Source organism: Pseudomonas sp. P179, assembly GCF_000478485.2.
GTDB lineage: Bacteria > Pseudomonadota > Gammaproteobacteria > Pseudomonadales > Pseudomonadaceae > Pseudomonas > Pseudomonas aeruginosa.
Window position 1 is genome coordinate 4,905,108 of sequence record NZ_KI517354.1, and the last position, 18,127, is coordinate 4,923,234.

The 18,127-nt window shown below is 66.7% G+C and carries 18 protein-coding genes and 1 other RNA gene; 10 read left to right on the forward strand and 9 right to left on the reverse strand.

The window, feature by feature from the left end; translation table 11 throughout:
• Positions 1 to 403 precede the first annotated feature (403 nt).
• Both ssrA and HMPREF1224_RS34830 read right to left on the reverse strand, forming a co-directional pair.
• Positions 404 to 756, reverse strand: a transfer-messenger RNA (tmRNA) gene (ssrA, locus tag HMPREF1224_RS44650).
• 61 nt (positions 757 to 817) lie between these two features.
• Entirely contained in the window at positions 818 to 1,696 is an 879-nt protein-coding gene (locus HMPREF1224_RS34830; protein ID WP_010793874.1) for a hypothetical protein, read from the reverse strand.
• 87 nt (positions 1,697 to 1,783) lie between these two features.
• On the opposite strand from HMPREF1224_RS34830, the gene HMPREF1224_RS34835 reads away from it, so the two are divergent.
• Complete coding sequence (locus HMPREF1224_RS34835) at positions 1,784 to 2,467, forward strand: TetR/AcrR family transcriptional regulator (RefSeq protein ID WP_003085795.1); 684 nt, start codon at positions 1,784 to 1,786, stop codon at positions 2,465 to 2,467.
• A gap of 108 nt (positions 2,468 to 2,575) precedes the next feature.
• Positions 2,576 to 3,517 carry an alpha/beta fold hydrolase gene (locus HMPREF1224_RS34840; RefSeq protein WP_003085798.1) on the forward strand — a complete coding sequence of 314 codons (942 nt, stop codon included), beginning with the start codon at positions 2,576 to 2,578 and terminating at the stop codon, positions 3,515 to 3,517.
• A 134-nt stretch (positions 3,518 to 3,651) separates the two neighbouring features.
• Here the strand turns inward: HMPREF1224_RS34840 and HMPREF1224_RS34845 are convergent, their stop codons facing one another.
• Complete coding sequence (locus tag HMPREF1224_RS34845) at positions 3,652 to 4,485, reverse strand: metal-dependent hydrolase (RefSeq protein WP_003109433.1); 834 nt, start codon at positions 4,483 to 4,485, stop codon at positions 3,652 to 3,654.
• 124 nt (positions 4,486 to 4,609) lie between these two features.
• On the opposite strand from HMPREF1224_RS34845, the gene oruR reads away from it, so the two are divergent.
• The 3 genes from oruR to HMPREF1224_RS34860 all read left to right on the forward strand — a co-directional run bounded on the left by oruR (position 4,610) and on the right by HMPREF1224_RS34860 (position 7,191).
• Positions 4,610 to 5,629 carry an ornithine utilization transcriptional regulator OruR gene (gene oruR / locus HMPREF1224_RS34850; protein ID WP_003114220.1) on the forward strand — a complete coding sequence of 340 codons (1,020 nt, stop codon included), beginning with the start codon at positions 4,610 to 4,612 and terminating at the stop codon, positions 5,627 to 5,629.
• Positions 5,630 to 5,730: 101 nt separating this feature from the next.
• The gene (locus HMPREF1224_RS34855; RefSeq protein WP_003085806.1) at positions 5,731 to 6,372 is read left to right on the forward strand and encodes an MBL fold metallo-hydrolase; all 642 of its coding nucleotides are present in this window, start codon (positions 5,731 to 5,733) and stop codon (positions 6,370 to 6,372) included.
• Between the two features lie 105 nt (positions 6,373 to 6,477).
• Complete coding sequence (locus HMPREF1224_RS34860; protein ID WP_003085808.1) at positions 6,478 to 7,191, forward strand: YiaD family glycine zipper/OmpA-like lipoprotein; 714 nt, start codon at positions 6,478 to 6,480, stop codon at positions 7,189 to 7,191.
• A gap of 69 nt (positions 7,192 to 7,260) precedes the next feature.
• Here the strand turns inward: HMPREF1224_RS34860 and HMPREF1224_RS34865 are convergent, their stop codons facing one another.
• The 4 genes from HMPREF1224_RS34865 to HMPREF1224_RS44655 form a co-directional block, all read right to left on the reverse strand.
• Positions 7,261 to 8,175 (reverse strand): acyltransferase, encoded by a 915-nt coding sequence (locus tag HMPREF1224_RS34865; RefSeq protein ID WP_003085811.1) that lies wholly within the window; start codon positions 8,173 to 8,175, stop codon positions 7,261 to 7,263.
• A 126-nt stretch (positions 8,176 to 8,301) separates the two neighbouring features.
• Positions 8,302 to 10,416 (reverse strand): phosphate acetyltransferase, encoded by a 2,115-nt coding sequence (gene pta, locus HMPREF1224_RS34870; RefSeq protein WP_003114221.1) that lies wholly within the window; start codon positions 10,414 to 10,416, stop codon positions 8,302 to 8,304.
• A gap of 62 nt (positions 10,417 to 10,478) precedes the next feature.
• The gene (locus tag HMPREF1224_RS34875) at positions 10,479 to 11,663 is read right to left on the reverse strand and encodes an acetate kinase (protein WP_003085814.1); all 1,185 of its coding nucleotides are present in this window, start codon (positions 11,661 to 11,663) and stop codon (positions 10,479 to 10,481) included.
• The gene (locus tag HMPREF1224_RS44655) at positions 11,663 to 12,001 is read right to left on the reverse strand and encodes a DUF3565 domain-containing protein (RefSeq protein ID WP_003109430.1); all 339 of its coding nucleotides are present in this window, start codon (positions 11,999 to 12,001) and stop codon (positions 11,663 to 11,665) included. The genes HMPREF1224_RS34875 and HMPREF1224_RS44655 overlap by 1 nt, the downstream gene beginning before the upstream one ends.
• On the opposite strand from HMPREF1224_RS44655, the gene HMPREF1224_RS34880 reads away from it, so the two are divergent.
• The 5 genes from HMPREF1224_RS34880 to HMPREF1224_RS34900 all read left to right on the forward strand — a co-directional run bounded on the left by HMPREF1224_RS34880 (position 11,970) and on the right by HMPREF1224_RS34900 (position 16,187).
• The gene (locus HMPREF1224_RS34880) at positions 11,970 to 12,455 is read left to right on the forward strand and encodes an FKBP-type peptidyl-prolyl cis-trans isomerase (RefSeq protein ID WP_003085816.1); all 486 of its coding nucleotides are present in this window, start codon (positions 11,970 to 11,972) and stop codon (positions 12,453 to 12,455) included. The two genes, HMPREF1224_RS44655 and HMPREF1224_RS34880, sit on opposite strands and share 32 nt — an antisense overlap.
• 205 nt (positions 12,456 to 12,660) lie before the next feature.
• Positions 12,661 to 13,143 carry a glutathione peroxidase gene (locus HMPREF1224_RS34885; RefSeq protein ID WP_003109429.1) on the forward strand — a complete coding sequence of 161 codons (483 nt, stop codon included), beginning with the start codon at positions 12,661 to 12,663 and terminating at the stop codon, positions 13,141 to 13,143.
• A gap of 150 nt (positions 13,144 to 13,293) precedes the next feature.
• Positions 13,294 to 13,884, forward strand: a complete 591-nt coding sequence (locus HMPREF1224_RS34890; protein ID WP_003116488.1) for a TetR/AcrR family transcriptional regulator — start codon at positions 13,294 to 13,296, stop codon at positions 13,882 to 13,884.
• 40 nt (positions 13,885 to 13,924) lie between these two features.
• Positions 13,925 to 15,037 carry an NADH:flavin oxidoreductase gene (locus HMPREF1224_RS34895; protein WP_003122997.1) on the forward strand — a complete coding sequence of 371 codons (1,113 nt, stop codon included), beginning with the start codon at positions 13,925 to 13,927 and terminating at the stop codon, positions 15,035 to 15,037.
• Positions 15,038 to 15,227: 190 nt separating this feature from the next.
• Complete coding sequence (locus HMPREF1224_RS34900; RefSeq protein ID WP_003114223.1) at positions 15,228 to 16,187, forward strand: DegV family protein; 960 nt, start codon at positions 15,228 to 15,230, stop codon at positions 16,185 to 16,187.
• Between the two features lie 3 nt (positions 16,188 to 16,190).
• Here HMPREF1224_RS34900 and HMPREF1224_RS34905 read toward each other — a convergent pair whose 3' ends face one another.
• Both HMPREF1224_RS34905 and plcR read right to left on the reverse strand, forming a co-directional pair.
• A complete protein-coding gene (locus HMPREF1224_RS34905; RefSeq protein WP_003116486.1) occupies positions 16,191 to 17,411 on the reverse strand; it encodes a glycosyltransferase family 4 protein in 1,221 nt (406 codons plus the stop codon).
• Between the two features lie 87 nt (positions 17,412 to 17,498).
• Complete coding sequence (gene plcR, locus HMPREF1224_RS34910; protein WP_003122996.1) at positions 17,499 to 18,122, reverse strand: phospholipase C accessory protein PlcR; 624 nt, start codon at positions 18,120 to 18,122, stop codon at positions 17,499 to 17,501.
• Between the last annotated feature and the right edge of the window lie 5 nt (positions 18,123 to 18,127).

Genomic DNA, 18,127 nt, shown 5'->3' on the forward strand with positions numbered 1-18,127 from the left:
TTTGTTTATGCGGTCATGAGAAATCCGGGCTAGTAGTGAGTGTCTAGCTCAAATTCTTTTTCTGTGCTTGACGAAAAGTATGCGTCGGTTTCTCGGAGGCTCGTTTTCTTGGGCGGGGAGTTTCGAACCTGAATCCATGAATGTTTTCCTGCCAGCGTTCCAGAACCTTGTTGGCGGCGGAATCGAACGGTCTCATTAACAGATTCGGGAAATATCATTCCACGCGTCCGCAGCCAAAAGGGCGGGCTGGCGAAGCTCGCCGGGTGCCGGTCACGGTAGGGGAGGGAGCAGCAAGGCGAGCCGGCAACAGGAAAGGCCCGGCGCTGGAGGAGCAGGCAAGGAACTGGGCAAAGAAAAAGCCCCTGAAATTCACTAGGAAAATCAGGGGCTTATCGTTTGCGTTTGGTGGAGCCGGGGGGATTTGAACCCCCGTCCGCCAGCTCTCCGCTATCGGTTCTACATGCTTAGCCAGCTCTACTGAGTTAACTCCGCGCCGCCCGAGTGGCAGGGTGCTTGGAGCGAGCTGTATGAGTTTTAGCCGTTACGTCTACAGCGAACTTGGCGGCGATCCTGTTCTATCTGACAGTCGTTTCGGGTTTACAGGCATCCCCTAGCGACTGCTAGCCGCATTAAGCAGCTAGAGCGTAGTTGTCGTCGTTGGCAACTATAAGTTTGCAGCAGCGAATTTACGAGTTCTGCTACCAGCTCGGCATGCCCCTCAAGTTTTGTTACCGGCGTCGAATCCTAATCGGCCCCAAAACCTTGACAGGTCGACGACCAGTCTACGGCAAAGGGCTGCGAGAGTCCAATCCGCCGCTCATAAACCTTTGACGCCGCTGGGTTTCCCCTCCGGAGGCGGGCTCAGGTCCAGGGCTTTGGCCGGTGCCTTGGCGTTCCGCCCGGGCGCCAGCTGTTTTTCCACGTCGGCCTGGATCGCCTGCAACACCGGTTGCAGGTCGCGCATGTTGTCGCGGACCTCGGGGTAAGGGTGGTCCTTGGCGAAACCGGCGATGCGTTCCAGCAACTGGGCGCGCACCGGGGAGGGCAGGTGGATGAACAGCTCGGGCATTTCCTTGGCCAGTTCGGCGGAGTAGAGCACCAGGTCCTGGCGCTCGAACTGGGCGGTGAGGCCGAGGTAGTCGAGAGCGCTGCCGGTGAGCATCGCCGCGGCCGCCTTGGTTTCCTGCATGCCCTGCAGGCGCGCGGGGTTGCGCTGCTCGGCCTGGGACAGGGTCATCCAGAATTCGACGGTGAGGGTGAACAGGATCGACTGCTCGCGCAGCGAGTAGCTCATCAGGCCCAGCGCCTCGGCGCCGTAGGGCTGCTTGGCGGCGCGGAAGTCGAAGTACAGGCGCATTAGCTCCTTGAGCTTGAACAGTACTTCGCGGGCCTCGTTCTGGCGGATCTCCAAGGGGCTGTAGATGTTCAGCTGCGGGCGGAAGTTTTCCTCGCTAACCATGCGCAGGTAGAGCGGCCCGGTGAATTCGCCGCTGCGTCGCGGCAGGGCGTTCTTCTGGGTTTCCTCGATCTTCTTCAGGGCGTCGATCAGCACCTGGTAGTCGTGGCTGTCCCAGGGCTTCTGGATGTCCGGGATGCGCTGGCCGAGGTAGTAGAGGTCGGCGGCCGCGAGCGGGCGGCCGAGAACCAGTAAAAGGATGGCCAGCGGCCAGAGCAGGCGGCGTGATAGGGTCGGCACGGACTTTCCTTGCGGGGCGCGTGGATCGGCCTAGGTTAGCGATGGCCGGGGCCGCCGTCACCCCGCGCTTCGATTGGGGCGGACGGGATGGCAACGGCGCAGTGGGACGGCTTGCAGGCGGTATTCGAGGATCTCGGCGGCTACGGCGCGCTGGCGCGCCAGGCGGCGCAGGGCGAGGGGCCGCTGGTGGGGCATCTGCAACGGACCAACATCCAGCTCGCGGCGATCCCGGTGTTCACCCGCAAGGGAGTCGCCGAGACCACGGTCAACGACCTGCTGGAGGCGGCGCGGGTCTCGCGGCGGACTTTCTACAAGTATTTCGCCGGCAAGCTGGAGGTGCTGGAAAGCATCTACCACAGCGCCGTGCAATTGCTGCTGGCGCGCTTCGGCGGGCTGCGCAGCGAGGCAGGCAGCGACGAGGACTGGCTGCGGGCGATGGTCTCGCTGTTCTTCGACTACCACCTGGCGGTCGGTCCGATCATCCGCATGATGCAGGAGGAGGCCCTGCATGCCGGCTCGCCGCTGGCGGCGCACCGGCAGCGCGCGCACCTGAAGATTATCGAGCTGTGGGCCGAGCGCCTGGGCGCCCAGGGCGCGGCCCACGATGCGCTGACCTACCGGGTGCTGATCTGGGCGATGGAGGCGGCTTCGCTGGAGCTGCTCAATGCCAGCGACCCGCTGGAGCTGCCGCGGGTCAAGCGGGTGCTCGGCGACCTGCTGGTGGGTACGCTCTGTCCCAGCACCCAGGCTCCGACGAGACTGCAAGGGTAACAGCCGGGCAATCGCCGCTCGCGCCTACAGAACCTAGGTTGGGCTCGCATCCCGCCGTGGCCATGCTCTGATGCCCTGTCATAACAACAAGACGGGAGACGTGCGTCCATGTCCGCGACACCCTATCTGCTGCAACCGCCGCTGGCGGTCGGATTCGCCCGCCTGGGCTTCGGCTCCCTCTCGCTGGAGTCGTTGCGCGAGCGCTACGCCGCACCGTCCAGCGGCTCGCGCTTCATCGAGCTGGACGGTTTCCCGCTGCACTACCGCGACGAAGGCAGCCGCGACAAGCCGGTACTGGTGATGATCCACGGCGTAGTGGCCTCGCTGCACACCTGGGACGACTGGGTGAAGGCGATGTCGCCGTACTTCCGCATCGTGCGCTTCGACGTACCGGGCTTCGGCCTGACCGGGCCGGGGCGTGACAGCCGTTACTCTGGCGAGCGCATGGTGGCGATCCTCGGCCAGTTGCTCGATTTCCTGAAGATCGACAAGGCCTCGATCGCCGGCAACTCCCTGGGCGGCTATATCGCCTGGAACTTCGCCCTGGCGCAGCCGCAGCGGGTGGAGCGGCTGGTGCTGATCGACCCGGCCGGTTACCAGATGCGCAAGGTGCCGTGGATGATCGCCTCGGCGGCGCTGCCCGGCTCGACCCTGGCGATGCCGCTGTGGATGCCGCGAGCGCTGATCGCCCAGGGCATCAAGGAAGTCTATGGCGAGCCGGGGCGGATCAAGCCGGGGGTGGTCGACCGCTACTACGATCTGAGCCGCCGCCCGGGCAACCGCAAGGGCATGATGGAGATCTTCCGCGTGTTGCTGAAGGTCAACCGTGAGGAGCTCGGCACCTCCGGCGAACGCATCGCCCGGATCGTCGCGCCGACCCTGCTGATGTGGGGCGAACGCGACCGCTGGATCTCGCCGAAGCATGTACCGCTGTGGCAACGCGACCTGCCGGGGATCCAGGTGAAGACCTATCCGGGCGTCGGGCATATCCCCATGGAGGAGATTCCCGAGCAGACCGCGGCGGATGCACTGCGCTTCCTGATGGCCTGATCCCAGGCCTTCATGAAGAAGCCCGCGCTGGTCAGTCGCGGGCTTTTTAATGCGTGGACGAAAGGCCGAAATACCAGGCAGGGCAGGGAAGCGATGCATGCCCCTCTCGCGGCGCGGAGGGGCGGCGAGGAGGGTCAGGCGGCCTTCGGTTCCGGTTCGAATTGGTCGCGGTACTGCTCGATGAGGTGCAGGTTATTGTGCTGCCAGGGGTGGAAGTCCTTCTTGTAGAAGTCCAGGTACACGCCCACCAGCGAGCGGAACACGCCGTCCTTGCCCCACAGCCACTTGATGCCGTCGCGCCAGACCTTGAAGTTCCACAGCAGGCCGTCGCGCTTGAGCATGTGGACCAGGCCCTTGGTGGTGTCGAGGGCGAAGAAGAAGGTGCCCTGGACCATCGCCCGGCGGCGCAGCCTGGCCTTGCCGTTGACCAGCATGAACACGTCGTAGGCCACCGCCTTGTGCTCGGTTTCCTCCAGTGCGTGCCAGCGCCACAGGCGGGCCATGGTCGGGTCGGCGCCTTCCAGCCACCTGGGGTTGCTCAGCAGGCCGTCGGCCATGATCGCGGTGAGGTGCTCCAGGGCCGCGGTGGCCGCCAGTTGCCGCGACGGGTGCAGTTTCTGCTGGGCGAAGCGGATGCGCCGTTTGGCGCCGCCTTCCAGGCGGTCGATGTCGTAGCCGAGGGCGCGCAGGCGGTCGCTGTAGACCAGGTGCTCGCGGCTGTGGTGGCCTTCCTGGCCGATGAAGCCACGGATCTGTTGCTTCAGCGCCGGGTCCTCGACCCGTTCGCGGTAGTGGCGCACGGAGTCGATAAAGAAGCGCTCGCCATCGGGGAACAGCACCGACATGGCGTTGAACATGTGGGTCTTGAAAGCGTCGCCGCTGTGCCAATGGCGCGGCATCGGATCGGGCAGGTCGAAGTCCAGATGACGCGGGCGGATCTCCAGACCTTCGGGGGTGGTGCTGGCCATAGCGGCTCCCTGTGATGGTGAAGGACCATGGGATCGACTATCGCTTGCGGGGGATAGCCTCACAAGGTTATCTTCTGCCAACTTTCCGGTCATATCCGGCCAGCGGTCAGAACAATAAACAGCCATGAAACAACCGCTCAATTTCACCGCCGAACTGGTGCCGGTGGCCTATGCCGAGGCACTCCTCGATCTTGTCGCGGAGTACGGCGTATCCCGCCAGGCGCTGTTCGACGCTGCGCGGGTGCGTCCCGAGGTGCTGGACAGCCCGAACGGCCGCCTGTCCTTCCTCGACTTCAACCAGCTCACCTACAGCGCCCAGGCCCTGTGCGGCGAGCCGGCGCTGGGGCTGGTGCTCGGCCAGCGCCTGAACGTCTCCGCCCACGGCATCCTCGGCTACGCGGTGCTGTCCAGCGCCAACCTGGGCAAGGCCATCCAGTTCGCCCTCAAGTACTACCGGGTGCTCGGCCTGGCCTACGAACTGGAACTGGTGCTCGATGACGGCCGCGCCGAGTTGCGCGCGGTGGAGTCGATGCCGCTGGGCGCCGCTTCGGTGTTCGCCGCCGAGGGCCTGATGGCGACGCTGTATTCCATCGCCTGCTTCCTGGTCGGCGAGCCGTTGCAGGACGTGCGGGTCGGCTTCGCCTATCCGCCGCCGGCCCATGCCCGGCGCTACGCCGAGGTGTTCGGGGTGGCCGCGGAGTTCGAGCAGCCCTGGCACTGGCTGAGCATGCCCAGCGAGTACCTGGAACGACCGATGGCGCTGGCCAACCCGGCCACGGTGCAGATGTGCGAGCAGCAGTGCGAGGCGCTGCTGGCCACCCTGGATGTCCAGGAAGGCCTGCTGACCCGTGTGCGCCGCCTGCTGCTGGCGCGTCCCGGCGACTTCCCCGATCTCGAACAGGCCGCCCGCGAACTGCACACCAGCGGGCGCAGCCTGCGCCGGCACCTGTCGTCGTTGGGCACCACCTACCAGCAGGTCCTCGACGATGTGCGCAAGCGCCTGGCCCTGCAATACCTGACCACCACCCAGCTACCGCTGTACGAGATCGCCCTGCTGCTCGGCTTCAACGATTCGTCGAACTTCCGCCGGGCGTTTCGCAAGTGGACCGGCAAGCTGCCCAGCGACTACCGCGAAGCGCCCTGAGCCGACGCCGGCGATCCTCGGCAGCGGATGGATGTGCCATGCTTGGCGTTTCATAGAAATCCATGGCGCGCTTGCCGCGCCGACCGTGATCGGAGTCTTGCATGTCGACATCCCCCGCGCTGATCCGCGAAACCTTTCCCGTCGGGCCTTTGCAGTGCAACTGCACCATCATTGGCGATCCGCTGACCAGGAAGGCCATCGTCGTCGATCCGGGCGGCGACCACGAACTGATCCTGCAGCGCCTCGACCGCCTCGGCCTGCAGGTGGTCAGCATCATCCATACCCACGCGCACCTGGATCACTTCCTCGCCTCCGGCGAGATGAAGAAGCGCACCGGCGCCAGCCTGCACCTGCACAAGGACGACCAGTTCCTCTGGGACAACCTGGAGATGCAGTGCCAACTGTTCGGCGTGCCCTACACGCCGGTGCCGGCCCCGGACCGCTGGCTGGCCGACGACGAGGAACTGGCCTGCGGTTGCGGAGTGGCACTGCACACGCCGGGGCATACGCCGGGCTCGATGAGTTTCTGGTTCCCCCGGGCGAAGCTGCTGATCGCCGGCGACACCCTGTTCCGCCGTGGCATCGGCCGCACCGACCTGTGGGGCGGCGACTCGGCGGCGATCCAGCGTTCGATCAGGCAGCGCCTGTACAGCCTCGATGAGGACGCCACGGTGGTCGCCGGCCATGGCCCGGATACCACGCTGGGCGAAGAGATGCGCGAGAACCCCTTCGTCAGGGGCTGAAAAGGATTTTTCCGAGCATCGGGAATTTTGCCACCTGGCTATGCTCTAAGATATCAGCCGCCCCTCACGCAGGGGCGTTTCAGTACCTCGAGGAGTAGTTTTCCCATGTTCACCTCCCGTTGCCTGCCTCTGGCCGCAGCCGTCACCGCACTGGCGCTGCTCGCCGGTTGTGCCAACAACAACCCCTACGACACGCAAAGCCAAAGCCAGGGTGGCATGAGCAAGACGGCCAAGTACGGCGGACTGGGTGCGCTGGCCGGCGCCGTCGCCGGCGCTGCGATCGACCACAACAACCGTGGCAAGGGCGCGCTGATCGGCGCTGCCGTTGCCGGCGCGGCCGCCGCGGGTTATGGCTACTACGCCGACAAGCAGGAAGCCGAGCTGCGTCGGCAGATGGAAGGCACCGGCGTGGAAGTGCAGCGCCAAGGTGACGACATCAAGCTGATCATGCCGGGCAACATCACCTTCGCCACCGATTCGGCGAACATCGCCCCGAGCTTCTACGCGCCGCTGAACAACCTGGCGAACTCGTTCAAGCAGTACAACCAGAACACCATCGAGATCGTCGGCTACACCGACAGCACCGGCAGCCGCCAGCACAACATGGACCTGTCCCAGCGTCGTGCGCAGAGCGTGGCCGGCTACCTGACCGCCCAGGGCGTCGACGGCACCCGCCTGAGCACCCGCGGCATGGGCCCGGACCAGCCGATCGCGAGCAACTCCACTGCCGACGGTCGCGCGCAGAACCGGCGCGTCGAGGTCAACCTGCGACCGGTTCCGGGCGCCCAGGGCCCGGCGCAGACCCAGCCGCAGTACTGATCGCGGCCTGGACGAAAAAGCCCGCCATTCGGCGGGCTTTTTCATGGGCGCTGGTCGGCGCTCTTCGTCCTAAGCCTTGGCGTTACCGGGAAACTCGCGGTGCAGGCTGTCGAGCAACTGGTCCTTGCGCTCCCACAGCTGGTTGACCCATTGCTGGAATTCCGCGCGGTAGCCGGCGTCCTGGTCGTAGCTCTTGCCGACGAACTGGCGCGGAATCTCCAGTTCCTCGAAGCGCACCACGACGTCCTTCAGGCGTCCGGAAAGCAGGCACCAGAAGGTCGGGCTGCCGTCCGGGTAGTGGATGGTCACGTTGACCAGGGTCTTCAATTGCTCGCCCATGGCGTCGAGGACGAAGGCGATACCGCCGGCCTTGGGCTTGAGCAGGTGGCGGAACGGCGACTGCTGCTCGTCGTGCTTGGCGCGGGTGAAACGGGTGCCTTCGAGGAAGTTGAACACTGCTACCGGGATGCGGCTGAACTTGGCGCAGGCCTTGCGCGTGGTCGCCAGGTCCTGGCCTTTCTTCTCCGGGTGCCTGGCCAGGTAGGCCTTGCTGTAGCGCTTCATGAAGGGGAAATCGAGGGCCCACCAGCACAGGCCGATGATCGGGACCCAGATCAGTTCCTGCTTGAGGAAGAAGCGCAGCAGCGGGATGCGTCGGTTCAACTGGTATTGCAGGACGAGGATGTCGACCCAGCTCTGGTGGTTGCTGGTGACCAGGTAGGAGTGTTGGTACTCCAGGCCCTCCAGGCCCTGGACGTTCCAGCGGGTGCGCTGGACCAGGTTCATCCAGCCCTTGTTGCAGGCGATCCAGCCTTCGGCGATCAGGCTCATGATCTTGCTGCACAGGCGCTGGGCGGCGGCGAACGGCAGGAGCAGCTTGACCAGGGTCATGCCGAACAGCAGGCAGGCCCAGCACAGGGTGCTGGACACCAGCAGCAGGCCGGCCAGGGAGCCGCGCAGGAAATGGGGGAGAAACGACAGCATCAAGGAGTCCTTGTACGTAGGCGCCCGGCCTGGGCCGGGCGCGTGGAGCGGGGCGTGGTCCCGCCGTTCACATGGCACATCCTCGTGCCTGGCCGAAGCCAGTGCCGCCCACTGGGCGGCGTTCCTTCAGGCCGGGGCCTGGGCGTCCGCCTGGATGGCGGTGAGGGCGATGGTGTAGACGATGTCTTCCACCAGCGCGCCGCGCGACAGGTCGTTCACCGGTTTGCGCAGGCCTTGCAGCATCGGCCCGACGCTGACGCAATCGGCGCTGCGCTGCACCGCCTTGTAGGTGGTGTTGCCGGTGTTCAGGTCGGGGAAGATGAACACCGTGGCCTGCCCGGCCACCGGGCTGTTCGGCGCCTTCTGGCGGCCGACGCTGGCGATGGCGGCGGCATCATACTGCAAGGGTCCGTCGATCAACAGGTCGGGGCGCTGCTCGCGCGCCAGGCGGGTGGCCTCGCGAACCTTGTCGACATCCACCCCGGAACCGGAGTCGCCGGTGGAGTAGCTGATCATCGCGACCCGTGCCGGGATGCCGAAAGCCTGCGCCGACGCGGCACTCTGCACGGCGATCTCGGCCAGGTCACTGGCCGAAGGATCGGGATTCACCGCGCAATCGCCGTAGACCAGCACCTGGTCCGGTAACAACATGAAAAACACTGACGACACCAGGTTGTAGCCGGGCGCGGTCTTGATCAGTTGCAGCGCCGGGCGGATGGTGCTGGCGGTGGTGTGGATGGCGCCGGAGACCAGGCCGTCGACCTCGTCCAGGGCAAGCATCATGGTCGCCAGGACCACGCTGTCCTCCAGTTGCTGCTCCGCCATCGGCGCGTTCAGCCCCTTGCCCTTGCGCAGCTCGACCATCGGTTCGACGTAGCGCTGCCGCACCAGGTCAGGGTCGATGATCTCCAGGCCTTCCGGTAGCACGATGCCCTGGGCCTGGGCCACCGCCTGGACCTCTTCCGGCTTGGCCAGCAGCACGCAGCGGGCGATGCCGCGCGCCTGGCAGATCGCCGCCGCCTGTACGGTGCGCGGCTCGCTGCCCTCGGGCAGGACGATGCGCTTGCCGGCCTTCTGCGCGCGTTGCACCACCTGGTAGCGGAACGCCGGCGGCGACAGGCGCAGCTCGCGCGGCGTGCCGCAGCGCTGCTTGAGCCATTCGAAATCGATGTGCCCGGCGACGAACTCGGTGACCCGCTCGGCGCGCTCGCGGTCGTCCACCGGGATTTCCTTGTTCATCCGGTTCAGGTTGGTCGCGGTGTCGTAGGAGCCGGTGGCCACCGACAGCACCGGCAGGCCGCCCTGCAGGGCGCCGCGGCAGAGTTCCATGATCCGCGGGTCGGGCGGGAAGTCGCTGCACAGCAGCAGGCCGGCCAAGGGTACGCCGTTCATCGCGGCCAGGCTGGCGGCGAGGATGATGTCGTCGCGGTCGCCGGGGGTCACCACCAGCACGCCGGGCTTGAGCAGTTGCACGGTGTTGGGCACGGCGCGGGCGCATAGCACGATCTTCTGCACCCGGCGCTGCTCATAGTCGCCGGCGTTGATCACCCGTGCGCTGAGCAGGTCGGCGATGTCGCGGGTGCGCGCGGCGTTGAGTTCGTCCTGCCAGGGAATGCAGCCGATCAGGCGGAAGTCGTCGCGCAGCAGCGGCGAGTGTTCGGTGAGGCGCCGGGCGAAGTCCGCCACGCCGTCCTCGGCGTTGGCCGCGTCGGCCTCGCCGCGGACCTTGTTGAGGATCACCCCGAGCACCTTCGGGTCGCGCGGGCCGCCGAACAGCTGGGCCTGGATCTCGATACGGTCGGTCAGTTCGGTGAGCGTCTCGTTTTCCGGCGCGGAGACCAGGATCACCTCGGCGTCGAGACTCTTCGCCAGGTGGAAGTTGACCCGCGCGGCGTAGCTGGCGTGACGGGTCGGTACCATGCCTTCGACGATCACCACGTCCTTGTCGGCGGCGGCGCGCTGGTAGAGGCTGATGATCTCTTCGAGCAGTTCGTCCAGTTGGCCGTCGCCGAGCATGCGCTCGACCTGGGCCAGCGGCAGCGGCTTCGGCGTATCCAGGCCGTGGGTGCGCGCCACCAGTTCGCTGGAGCGCTCCGGGCCGAGGTCGCCGGGATGCAGTTGGGCGATGGGTTTGAAGAAGCCAACCTTCAGCCCGGCGCGTTCCAGGGCGCGAAGCAGGCCGAGGCTGATCGAGGTGAGGCCGACGCCGAAACCGGTCGGGGCGATGAAGAAGGTATGCATCTGGGCTCCTTAAGCCGTGCGTTTGGCCACGCCGCCTGGTTGGGCGGGGGCGTCGATCCAGTTCAGTCGAGCAGGGCCAGCGTGTCGAGGGCGATCTGCCGCTCTTCGTTGGTCGGGATCACCAGTACCCGCGGATGCCCCGCGGCCTGGATCGGCCCGGCGACGCCGCGCACGCAGCGGGCGTTGGCCTCCTGGTCGAGGCGCAGGTCGAACAGCCGCAGGTGGGCGGCGGTCTTGGCGCGCACCAGCGGCGAGTTCTCGCCGATGCCACCGGTGAAGATCACCCCGTCCAGTTGCGGCAGGGCGCAGCTCATCGCCGCCAGGGACTTGGCCAGGCGGTAGCAGAACACCTCGATCGCCAGGGCCGCGCCGGGGTGGCCCTGCTCGCGCTCCTGCTCCAGGGTGCGCATGTCGTTGGACAGGTCGGAGAGGCCGAGCAGGCCACTTTCGTTGTTCAGCATCGAGTCGATGCGCTCCAGGCTCCAGCCCAGGGTCCGCGCCAGGTGGCTGTGCAGGTTGGGGTCGACGTCGCCGCTGCGGGTGCCCATTACCAGGCCTTCCAGCGGGGTCAGGCCCATGCTGGTGTCGAGGCTCTGGCCGTTGACGATGGCGCAGGTCGAACTGCCGTTGCCGAGGTGGGCGCTGAGCCAACTGCTGTCGCCGACCGCCAACCCGGCCATTTCCGCGGCGCGGTGGCTGACGTAGCGGTGGCTGGTGCCGTGGAAGCCGTAGCGGCGTACGCCATGCTCGCGGTAGAGGGCTTCCGGCAGGGCGTAGCGGTAGGCGTGCTCCGGCAGGCTCTGGTGGAAGGCGGTGTCGAACACGGCGACGTGGGGCAGCTTGGGAAACAGCGTCATCGCTGCCTCGATGCCTTGCAGGTTGGCCGGGTTGTGCAGCGGCGCCAGCGGCGCGGTGGCCCGGATCGCCTCGACCACCCGGTCGTCGATGCGCGTGGCATGGGTGAACAGCTCGCCGCCATGCACCACCCGGTGGCCGATGCCGTGGAGCTTGCCGCCCGCGGCGTTCTGCACCATCGGCAGCAACTGGGCGAGGGCGGCGCGGTGGTCGGCGTTGGGAATCATCAGGCTGTCGCTGTCGCCGCCGCGCTTCCAGCGCAGCACCGCATCGCGGCTGCCCAGGCGCTCGGCGAGGCCGTGCAGGGGAAACAGGGAGTGGGCCTCGTTGACCAGGGCGAACTTGATCGACGAACTGCCGCAGTTGATCACCAGTATGTTGCGTGAGGGCATCACTGCTCCTTGGTCTGCTCTTCTTCTTCCCGGGCACACCAGCCGCAGCGAAATTCGCGGCCGAGCTGTCTGTGCCGCTCGTTTTCGTCAAGGACCCAGGCGCGCGATTGCCAGGGCGGTTGGTGGCGCAGGTGTTGAGTATGGCCACAGGACAAGACTGCCACCCAATGGCCTTCCTCGTCCTGATGAAAATCAATCACCCGCGACGGCGCTCGCGCGCCCCGTTCATCAGGGGCGCGGTCGCTTTCGGGGCTATTGATGCGTACACTTACGCATTCATCTTCTTTATCGAAAAGGTTTCGAACCATGCAGATCGCGGCCAACAAGGCGGTTTCCATCGACTATACCCTGACCAACGACGCCGGGGATGTCATCGACAGTTCCGCTGGTGGCGCGCCGCTGGTCTACCTGCACGGTGCCGGCAACATCATCGTCGGCCTGGAGAAGGCCCTGGAAGGCAAGAACGTCGGTGACGAACTGAGCGTCGCCATCGAGCCGGAAGACGCCTATGGCGAATACAGCGCCGAACTGGTCGCGACCCTGACCCGCGAGATGTTCGAAGGCGTCGACGAACTGGAAGTCGGCATGCAGTTCCACGCCTCGGCTCCGGACGGCGGCATGCAGATCGTCACCATCCGCGACATCGACGGCGACGACGTGACCGTCGACGGCAACCATCCGCTGGCCGGCCAGCGCCTGAACTTCAAGGTCAAGGTAGTCGACGTGCGCGAGGCCAACGCCGAGGAAATCGCCCACGGCCACATCCATGGCGAAGGCGGTCACCACCACTGATCGGCGTTCATTCGCCGATTGATGGCCTGGGCCGTCCGCCGGCGGAACTGCTAAGCTGGTATAGCGAAAGGCGCCTGTGGGCGCCTTTCGCGTCATGCGCCATGCCTGGGCTCTTTACCCCGTCCCTGGGGATGCGCCGCAGCCAGGGTTCTTGCCCGGTGCGGGGCTTGGCACGTTGTGTCGCTGAATGCGCAAGGAGTACGTCATGAGTGCCTTTCACGATCTCACCCTGCAGGGGTTGGATGGACAGGACCTGCCGCTTTCCCCGTTCAAGGGCAAGGTGCTGCTGGTGGTCAATGTCGCCTCCAAATGCGGCCTGACACCCCAGTACGCCGGCCTGGAGAATCTCTACCAGACCTACCGCGAGCGCGGTTTCGCGGTGCTCGGCGTGCCCTGCAACCAGTTTGCCGGGCAGGAGCCGGGCAGCGAGGCGGATATCCAGTCCTTCTGCAGCCTGAACTATGGCGTCAGCTTCCCGATGAGCGCCAAGGTCGAGGTCAACGGCAGCGCGCGGCATCCGCTCTATCGCCTGCTGGCGGGCGAGGGCGCGGAGTTTCCCGGCGACATCACCTGGAACTTCGAGAAATTCCTGCTCGGTCCCGACGGTCGCGTGCTGGCGCGTTTCAGCCCGCGCACGGCGCCGGACGACCCGGCCCTGGTGCAAGCCATCGAGAAGGCCCTGGGTTGATCTCCCGCGGGACGCGTTCGCGTCCCGCCGCTTCCTTTCCTGTCTTGCGCCGCTTCATGACGCAACGCGATAAGCCCCTGCCTGTAACGCCTGATCACCGCCGTTGATAATGCTGGGTGGACGAGACGACCGGTCATATTCTCTCGTTCCATGACTAGCAACCGACTCGACAAGCGCGAACTGATCCTGGCCAAGGGCTCCGAGGTCATGACCCGACGTGGCTACCACGGCACTGGGGTGCTGGAGATCGTCCAGGCCGCGCGCATCCCCAAGGGCTCTTTCTATCACTACTTCGATAGCAAGGAAGCTTTCGCCCAGCAGGCCCTGGAGCACGTCTACGCGCCGCGCCTGGCGCGCTACGCCCAGGCCCTCGGCGATAGCCGCTTCAGCCCGCGCGAGCGGGTGCTGCGCTACTACGGCGAGCTGCTGGAGCACTTCGCCCGCCAGGAAAAGCCCGAATACCACTGCTTCATCGGCAGCCTGAGCTTCGAGATGGCCGAGCTGTCGCCGCCGATCGCGGCCAAGGTCGAGTCGATCCTGCAGGCTTCCGCGCGAATCCTCCAGGACTGTCTGGAGCAGGCGCGCGAGGCCGGCGAACTGGCCGCCGACGAGGACTGCGCGAGCCTGGCCGGCTTCATCGGCTTCGCCTGGCAGGGCGCCCTGGCGCGCTTCAAGGTCGGCGCCGGCCTCGCTCCGCTGAATGCTTTCATGTCGCGCCTGGAGCTGCTGCTCCGCGCCTGATACCTGCCCGAACCTCCCATTCCCCCTCAGGAGTCCGTCCATGAGTGCCCCCGTAGAAGCCCTGTTCCAACCGTTCCGTCTCGGCGCCCTGGAGCTGCCCACCCGTGTGGTGATGGCGCCGATGACCCGCAACTTTTCCCCGGGCGGCGTACCCAACGCCAAGGTCGTCGAGTACTACCGCCGGCGCGCCGCCGCCGGCGTCGGCCTGATCGTCAGCGAAGGCACCACGGTCGGCCACAAGGCCGCCAACGGTTATCCGAACGTGCCGCGCTTCTATGGCGAGGACGCCCTGGCCGGCTGGAAGCAGGTGGTCGAGGCGGTGCATGCCGAGGGCGGGCGCATCGTTCCGCAGCTCTGGCACGTCGGCAGCGTTCGGCGCCTGGGCGTGGAGCCGGACGCCAGCGTGCCCGGCTACGGCCCGATGGAGAAGGCCAAGGACGGCAAGGTGCTGGTCCACGGCATGAGCAAGGCCGACATCCAGGACGTCATCGCCGCCTTCGCCCAGGCCGCCCGCGACGCCCAGGCGATCGGCATGGACGGGGTGGAGATCCACGGCGCCCACGGCTACCTGATCGACCAGTTCTTCTGGGAAGGCAGCAACCAGCGGGACGACGAGTACGGCGGCAGCCTGGCCAATCGCTCGCGCTTCGCCGTCGAGCTGGTGCGGGCGGTGCGCGCGGCGGTCGGTGCGGATTTCCCGATCATCTTCCGCTTCTCCCAATGGAAGCAGCAGGACTATTCCGCGCGCCTGGTGGAAACCCCGGAGGGCCTGCGCGAGTTCCTCGCGCCGCTGGTGGAGGCCGGCGTCGATATCTTCCACTGCTCGACCCGCCGCTTCTGGATTCCCGAGTTCGAAGGCTCGGAACTCAACCTGGCCGGCTGGACCCGCGAGCTGACCGGCAAGCCGACCATTACCGTGGGTAACGTCGGCCTGGACGGCAGCGAGTTCCTGCAATTCTTCGGCAAAACCGACGAGGTGGCGCAGCCGGCGAGCATCGACGGCCTGGTGGAGCGCCTGGACAAGGGCGAGTTCGACCTGGTCGCGGTGGGCCGCGCGCTGCTGGTGGATCCGGAGTGGGCGGTGAAGGTCCGCGAGGGGCGTATCGGCGACATCAAGCCGTTCAGCCGCGAGGCCCTGGCCAGCCTGGTCTGAAGGCGCGTCCGCGACGCACCGGCCCGGCGCCGCGCCGGCAAGCAGATCCCACCCCTCGGGGTGGGATTTTTCATGGCCGTGATTTTTTCCGAAAACCCGCCGTGCGGCCGGCTGACTTCAAAGTCCGAAACGGGCATTGTATGACCGCCAACACAACAATAGGCCGAGAAACGGCCAGAGGAGCGAATCCATGCGTATCGGCCTGGTGGTCGACGCGACCTGCGACCTGCCGCCCGAATTCCTCGCCGCCCACGGCATCCGCGTGATGCCGATCGGGATCCGCCTGGGCGAGCAGCGGCTCATCGATCGACGCGACCCCGACACCACCCTGAGCTTCTACCGCGACCACCTGCCCAAGGTCGGTAGCAAGGACGGCAGCCAGCCGCTCTCCGCCGCCGAGTTGCAACAATGGTTCCTCGACGAACTGGTGACCGACTTCGACTACGTGGTCTGCCTCACCGTCGACAGCCTGCGCAGTCCGATCTTCGAGCACGCCACCCAGGCCTCCTTCGGCCTGCTCCAGCACTACCACGAGCGCCGCCACGCGGCCGGCATCGCCGGTCCCTTCACCCTGCGCGTACTCGACAGCCACTCGGTGTTCGCCGGCATCGCCTGCCTGGCGGCCGAGGGCACGCGCCTGCTGGCGCAGGGCAGCCACCCCAACGCGCTGCGTACGCGCCTCGAACAGCTCAGCCAGCAGACCTGCACCTACCTGGTCGCCGATGACCTGGGCCACTTGCGCCGGCGCGGCTTCCAGAAGGGTGATCGCAGCGGTTTCGTCGACCGGGTCAAGGGCGCGGCGCTGGGGTTGGGCTCGCTGCTCGACGTCAAGCCGGTGTTCAGCCTGGCCGATGGCGAGGACAAACCGGTGGCGCTCTCGCCGAGCTTCGAGAAGTCGGCGGAGAAGCTGTTCGGCTATGCCCTGGCGCGGGTACAGGCGGGTGAGCTGCTGGCACCGCAACTGGGTCTCAGCTATGCCGGCGATCCGACCGCGCTGCGCGACCTGCCGGGCTTCGCCGCGCTGGAGAACGCCTGCCGCGAGCGCGACATCCACTTGCACCTGGGCATGCTCAGCCCTACCGGCGGCATCAACCTGGGCGCCGGGGCCATGAGCCTGGGCTTCATCGCCACGCCGAAAGCCTTTGCCTGAGAGCTACTCGCGGCTGCGAGGCAAGGCCCCGCCATCCTCTGCCGGCGGCCGCTCGGGCTTCGACCGAGCGGGCTGGACCAGCGGACTGGCGCAGGCGTCTTCCAGGTAGTTCTGGAAGTGCTCGACGATACTGTCCCAACCTTGCCGACTGGCGTGTTGGCGGGCGTTTAGACGGACCCGGCGCAGGCGTTCCTGGTCGTCCAGCAGCCAACTGGCGACTTCGACGAAGCCGCTCTTGTCGCCCGGCGCGGCGAGCACGCCGTTGTGCCCATGGCGGATGTGCTGGCCGGCGGCGGCCTGGTCGAAGGCGACCACCGCGAGGCCGGCGGCCTGGGCTTCGAGGACCACGTTGCCGAAGGTCTCCGACAGGCTTGGGAAGAGGAACAGGTCGCCCGAGGCGTAGTGGGCGGCCAGGGTTTCGCCGCGCTGGACGCCGCAGAACAGCGCTTCGGGCAGGTCCCGTTCGAGGTGCCTGCGCTCCGGCCCGTCGCCCACCAGTACCAGGCGCAGCTTCAGCTGCGGATGGGCGGCGCAGAGCGCGCGGAAGGTGCCGCCGAGCAGGCCGAGGTTCTTCTCTGCCGCCAGCCGGCCGACGTGCAGCACGGCGATGTCCTGTTCGCCCAGGCCCCAGCGCCGGCGTAGTTCGGGATCGCGCCGGGAGGGATGGAAGAGTTGGCTGTCGACCCCGCGGGAGAGCAGGTTGAGACGTTCGAAACCGCGCCGCTGCAATTCCATGCGCTGGCTGCCGCTGGGCACCAGGGTCATCTGCGTGCGGTTGTGGAACCAGCGCAGGTAGCCGGTGACCAGCCGGGTCAGCGGACCGAAGCCGTAGTGCTCGCTGTACTGCTGGAAGTTGGTGTGGAAGCCGCTGACCGCCGGGATGCCCAGGCGCCGCGCGGCGCGCAGGGCAGAGAAGCCGAGCGGGCCTTCGGTGGCGATGTAGAGCACGTCCGGGCGCTGGCGCTTCCAGCAGCGCAGCAGCTTGTGCAGGCTCGACATGCCCCATTGCAGGCCGGGGTAGCCGGGCAACGGCCAGCCGCGGGTCAGCACCAGCTCGGCGTCGCTGCGCCGGCCGTCGTCGCCGGGCTGGCGCGGGCGCACCACCTGGACCCGATGGCCAAGCTGCTGGAGACCGGCATGCAGGCGCCCCAGGGTATTGGCGACGCCGTTGACTTCCGGTGGGTAGGTTTCGCTGATCAGGGCGATGCTTAGAGGTCTGCTCATGACGTCAGTGTCGACCGACGCCGTGTAGCGGATGTGAAGTTTTGGTGACGCTTGCGTGACGGCGCCCCTGTCGGGGCGCCGTGGATTTCAGCGTTGCAGCAGGCGTGGGTTCTCCTCGCCGAAGATCTGCTTGCGCAGGGCCTTGAGGCGTTCGTCGATGGCGGCGTGACGCTGCTCCTCGCCGTCGACGCTGGCGAGCACCTCGGCGATCACCTTGTCCGACTCTTGCGCGTATTCGCGCAGTTGCTCTTCCTCGCCAGGCGTCGGCGCTTGCTGCTGGACGGAGGCGTTGTCCTTGAGCGCCATCCAGATCTCGAAGTCGAGCGCCTCGCGGCGCCTGGCATCGGCCTCCACATAGGGCGTCAGACGCTGGATCTCCTCGAAGGTCTGGCGCGGATCGGCGCCGACCGCCACCTCGCGCTTGAGCTGTTCGATCAGACCTTCGGCGGCCTGCTTGCGTTCGATCTCGGACATCTGCCCGGCGTTGCGGCCGAACTCGCCGAGTTGCTGTTCCAGGTTGTCGGGAGCGGTGGCTGTATTCATCTCGGGGGCTCGGGAAGGAATGGAAGGTTTTGCCGCCGGTGTGGCCTGCGGGGGAGACGCGAAGGGCGCGACGGGCGCCGGCTCCGATGGGTAAAACAACAGGACGGCGCCGATGGCCGTGCCGCAGAGCAGCAGGGCCAGCAAGGTCCAGGTCAGGGTAGGTCTCATGCGAT

What these genes read in the sequence shown, in the direction of transcription:
- pta (WP_003114221.1), bottom strand. Translation starts at nt 10,416, where the DNA reads ATGCATACCTTCTTCATCGCCCCGACCGGTTTCGGCGTCGGCCTCACC.
- HMPREF1224_RS34895 (WP_003122997.1), top strand. Translation starts at nt 13,925, where the DNA reads ATGAGTGCCCCCGTAGAAGCCCTGTTCCAACCGTTCCGTCTCGGCGCC.
- HMPREF1224_RS34860 (WP_003085808.1), top strand. Translation starts at nt 6,478, where the DNA reads ATGTTCACCTCCCGTTGCCTGCCTCTGGCCGCAGCCGTCACCGCACTG.
- plcR (WP_003122996.1), bottom strand. Translation starts at nt 18,122, where the DNA reads ATGAGACCTACCCTGACCTGGACCTTGCTGGCCCTGCTGCTCTGCGGC.
- oruR (WP_003114220.1), top strand. Translation starts at nt 4,610, where the DNA reads ATGAAACAACCGCTCAATTTCACCGCCGAACTGGTGCCGGTGGCCTAT.
- HMPREF1224_RS44655 (WP_003109430.1), bottom strand. Translation starts at nt 12,001, where the DNA reads ATGGAAACCGCCTTGTTGGCCGCGATCTGCATGGTTCGAAACCTTTTC.
- HMPREF1224_RS34840 (WP_003085798.1), top strand. Translation starts at nt 2,576, where the DNA reads ATGTCCGCGACACCCTATCTGCTGCAACCGCCGCTGGCGGTCGGATTC.
- HMPREF1224_RS34885 (WP_003109429.1), top strand. Translation starts at nt 12,661, where the DNA reads ATGAGTGCCTTTCACGATCTCACCCTGCAGGGGTTGGATGGACAGGAC.
- HMPREF1224_RS34905 (WP_003116486.1), bottom strand. Translation starts at nt 17,411, where the DNA reads ATGAGCAGACCTCTAAGCATCGCCCTGATCAGCGAAACCTACCCACCG.
- HMPREF1224_RS34900 (WP_003114223.1), top strand. Translation starts at nt 15,228, where the DNA reads ATGCGTATCGGCCTGGTGGTCGACGCGACCTGCGACCTGCCGCCCGAA.
- HMPREF1224_RS34845 (WP_003109433.1), bottom strand. Translation starts at nt 4,485, where the DNA reads ATGGCCAGCACCACCCCCGAAGGTCTGGAGATCCGCCCGCGTCATCTG.
- HMPREF1224_RS34890 (WP_003116488.1), top strand. Translation starts at nt 13,294, where the DNA reads ATGACTAGCAACCGACTCGACAAGCGCGAACTGATCCTGGCCAAGGGC.
- HMPREF1224_RS34880 (WP_003085816.1), top strand. Translation starts at nt 11,970, where the DNA reads ATGCAGATCGCGGCCAACAAGGCGGTTTCCATCGACTATACCCTGACC.
- HMPREF1224_RS34835 (WP_003085795.1), top strand. Translation starts at nt 1,784, where the DNA reads ATGGCAACGGCGCAGTGGGACGGCTTGCAGGCGGTATTCGAGGATCTC.
- HMPREF1224_RS34875 (WP_003085814.1), bottom strand. Translation starts at nt 11,663, where the DNA reads ATGCCCTCACGCAACATACTGGTGATCAACTGCGGCAGTTCGTCGATC.
- HMPREF1224_RS34855 (WP_003085806.1), top strand. Translation starts at nt 5,731, where the DNA reads ATGTCGACATCCCCCGCGCTGATCCGCGAAACCTTTCCCGTCGGGCCT.
- HMPREF1224_RS34865 (WP_003085811.1), bottom strand. Translation starts at nt 8,175, where the DNA reads ATGCTGTCGTTTCTCCCCCATTTCCTGCGCGGCTCCCTGGCCGGCCTG.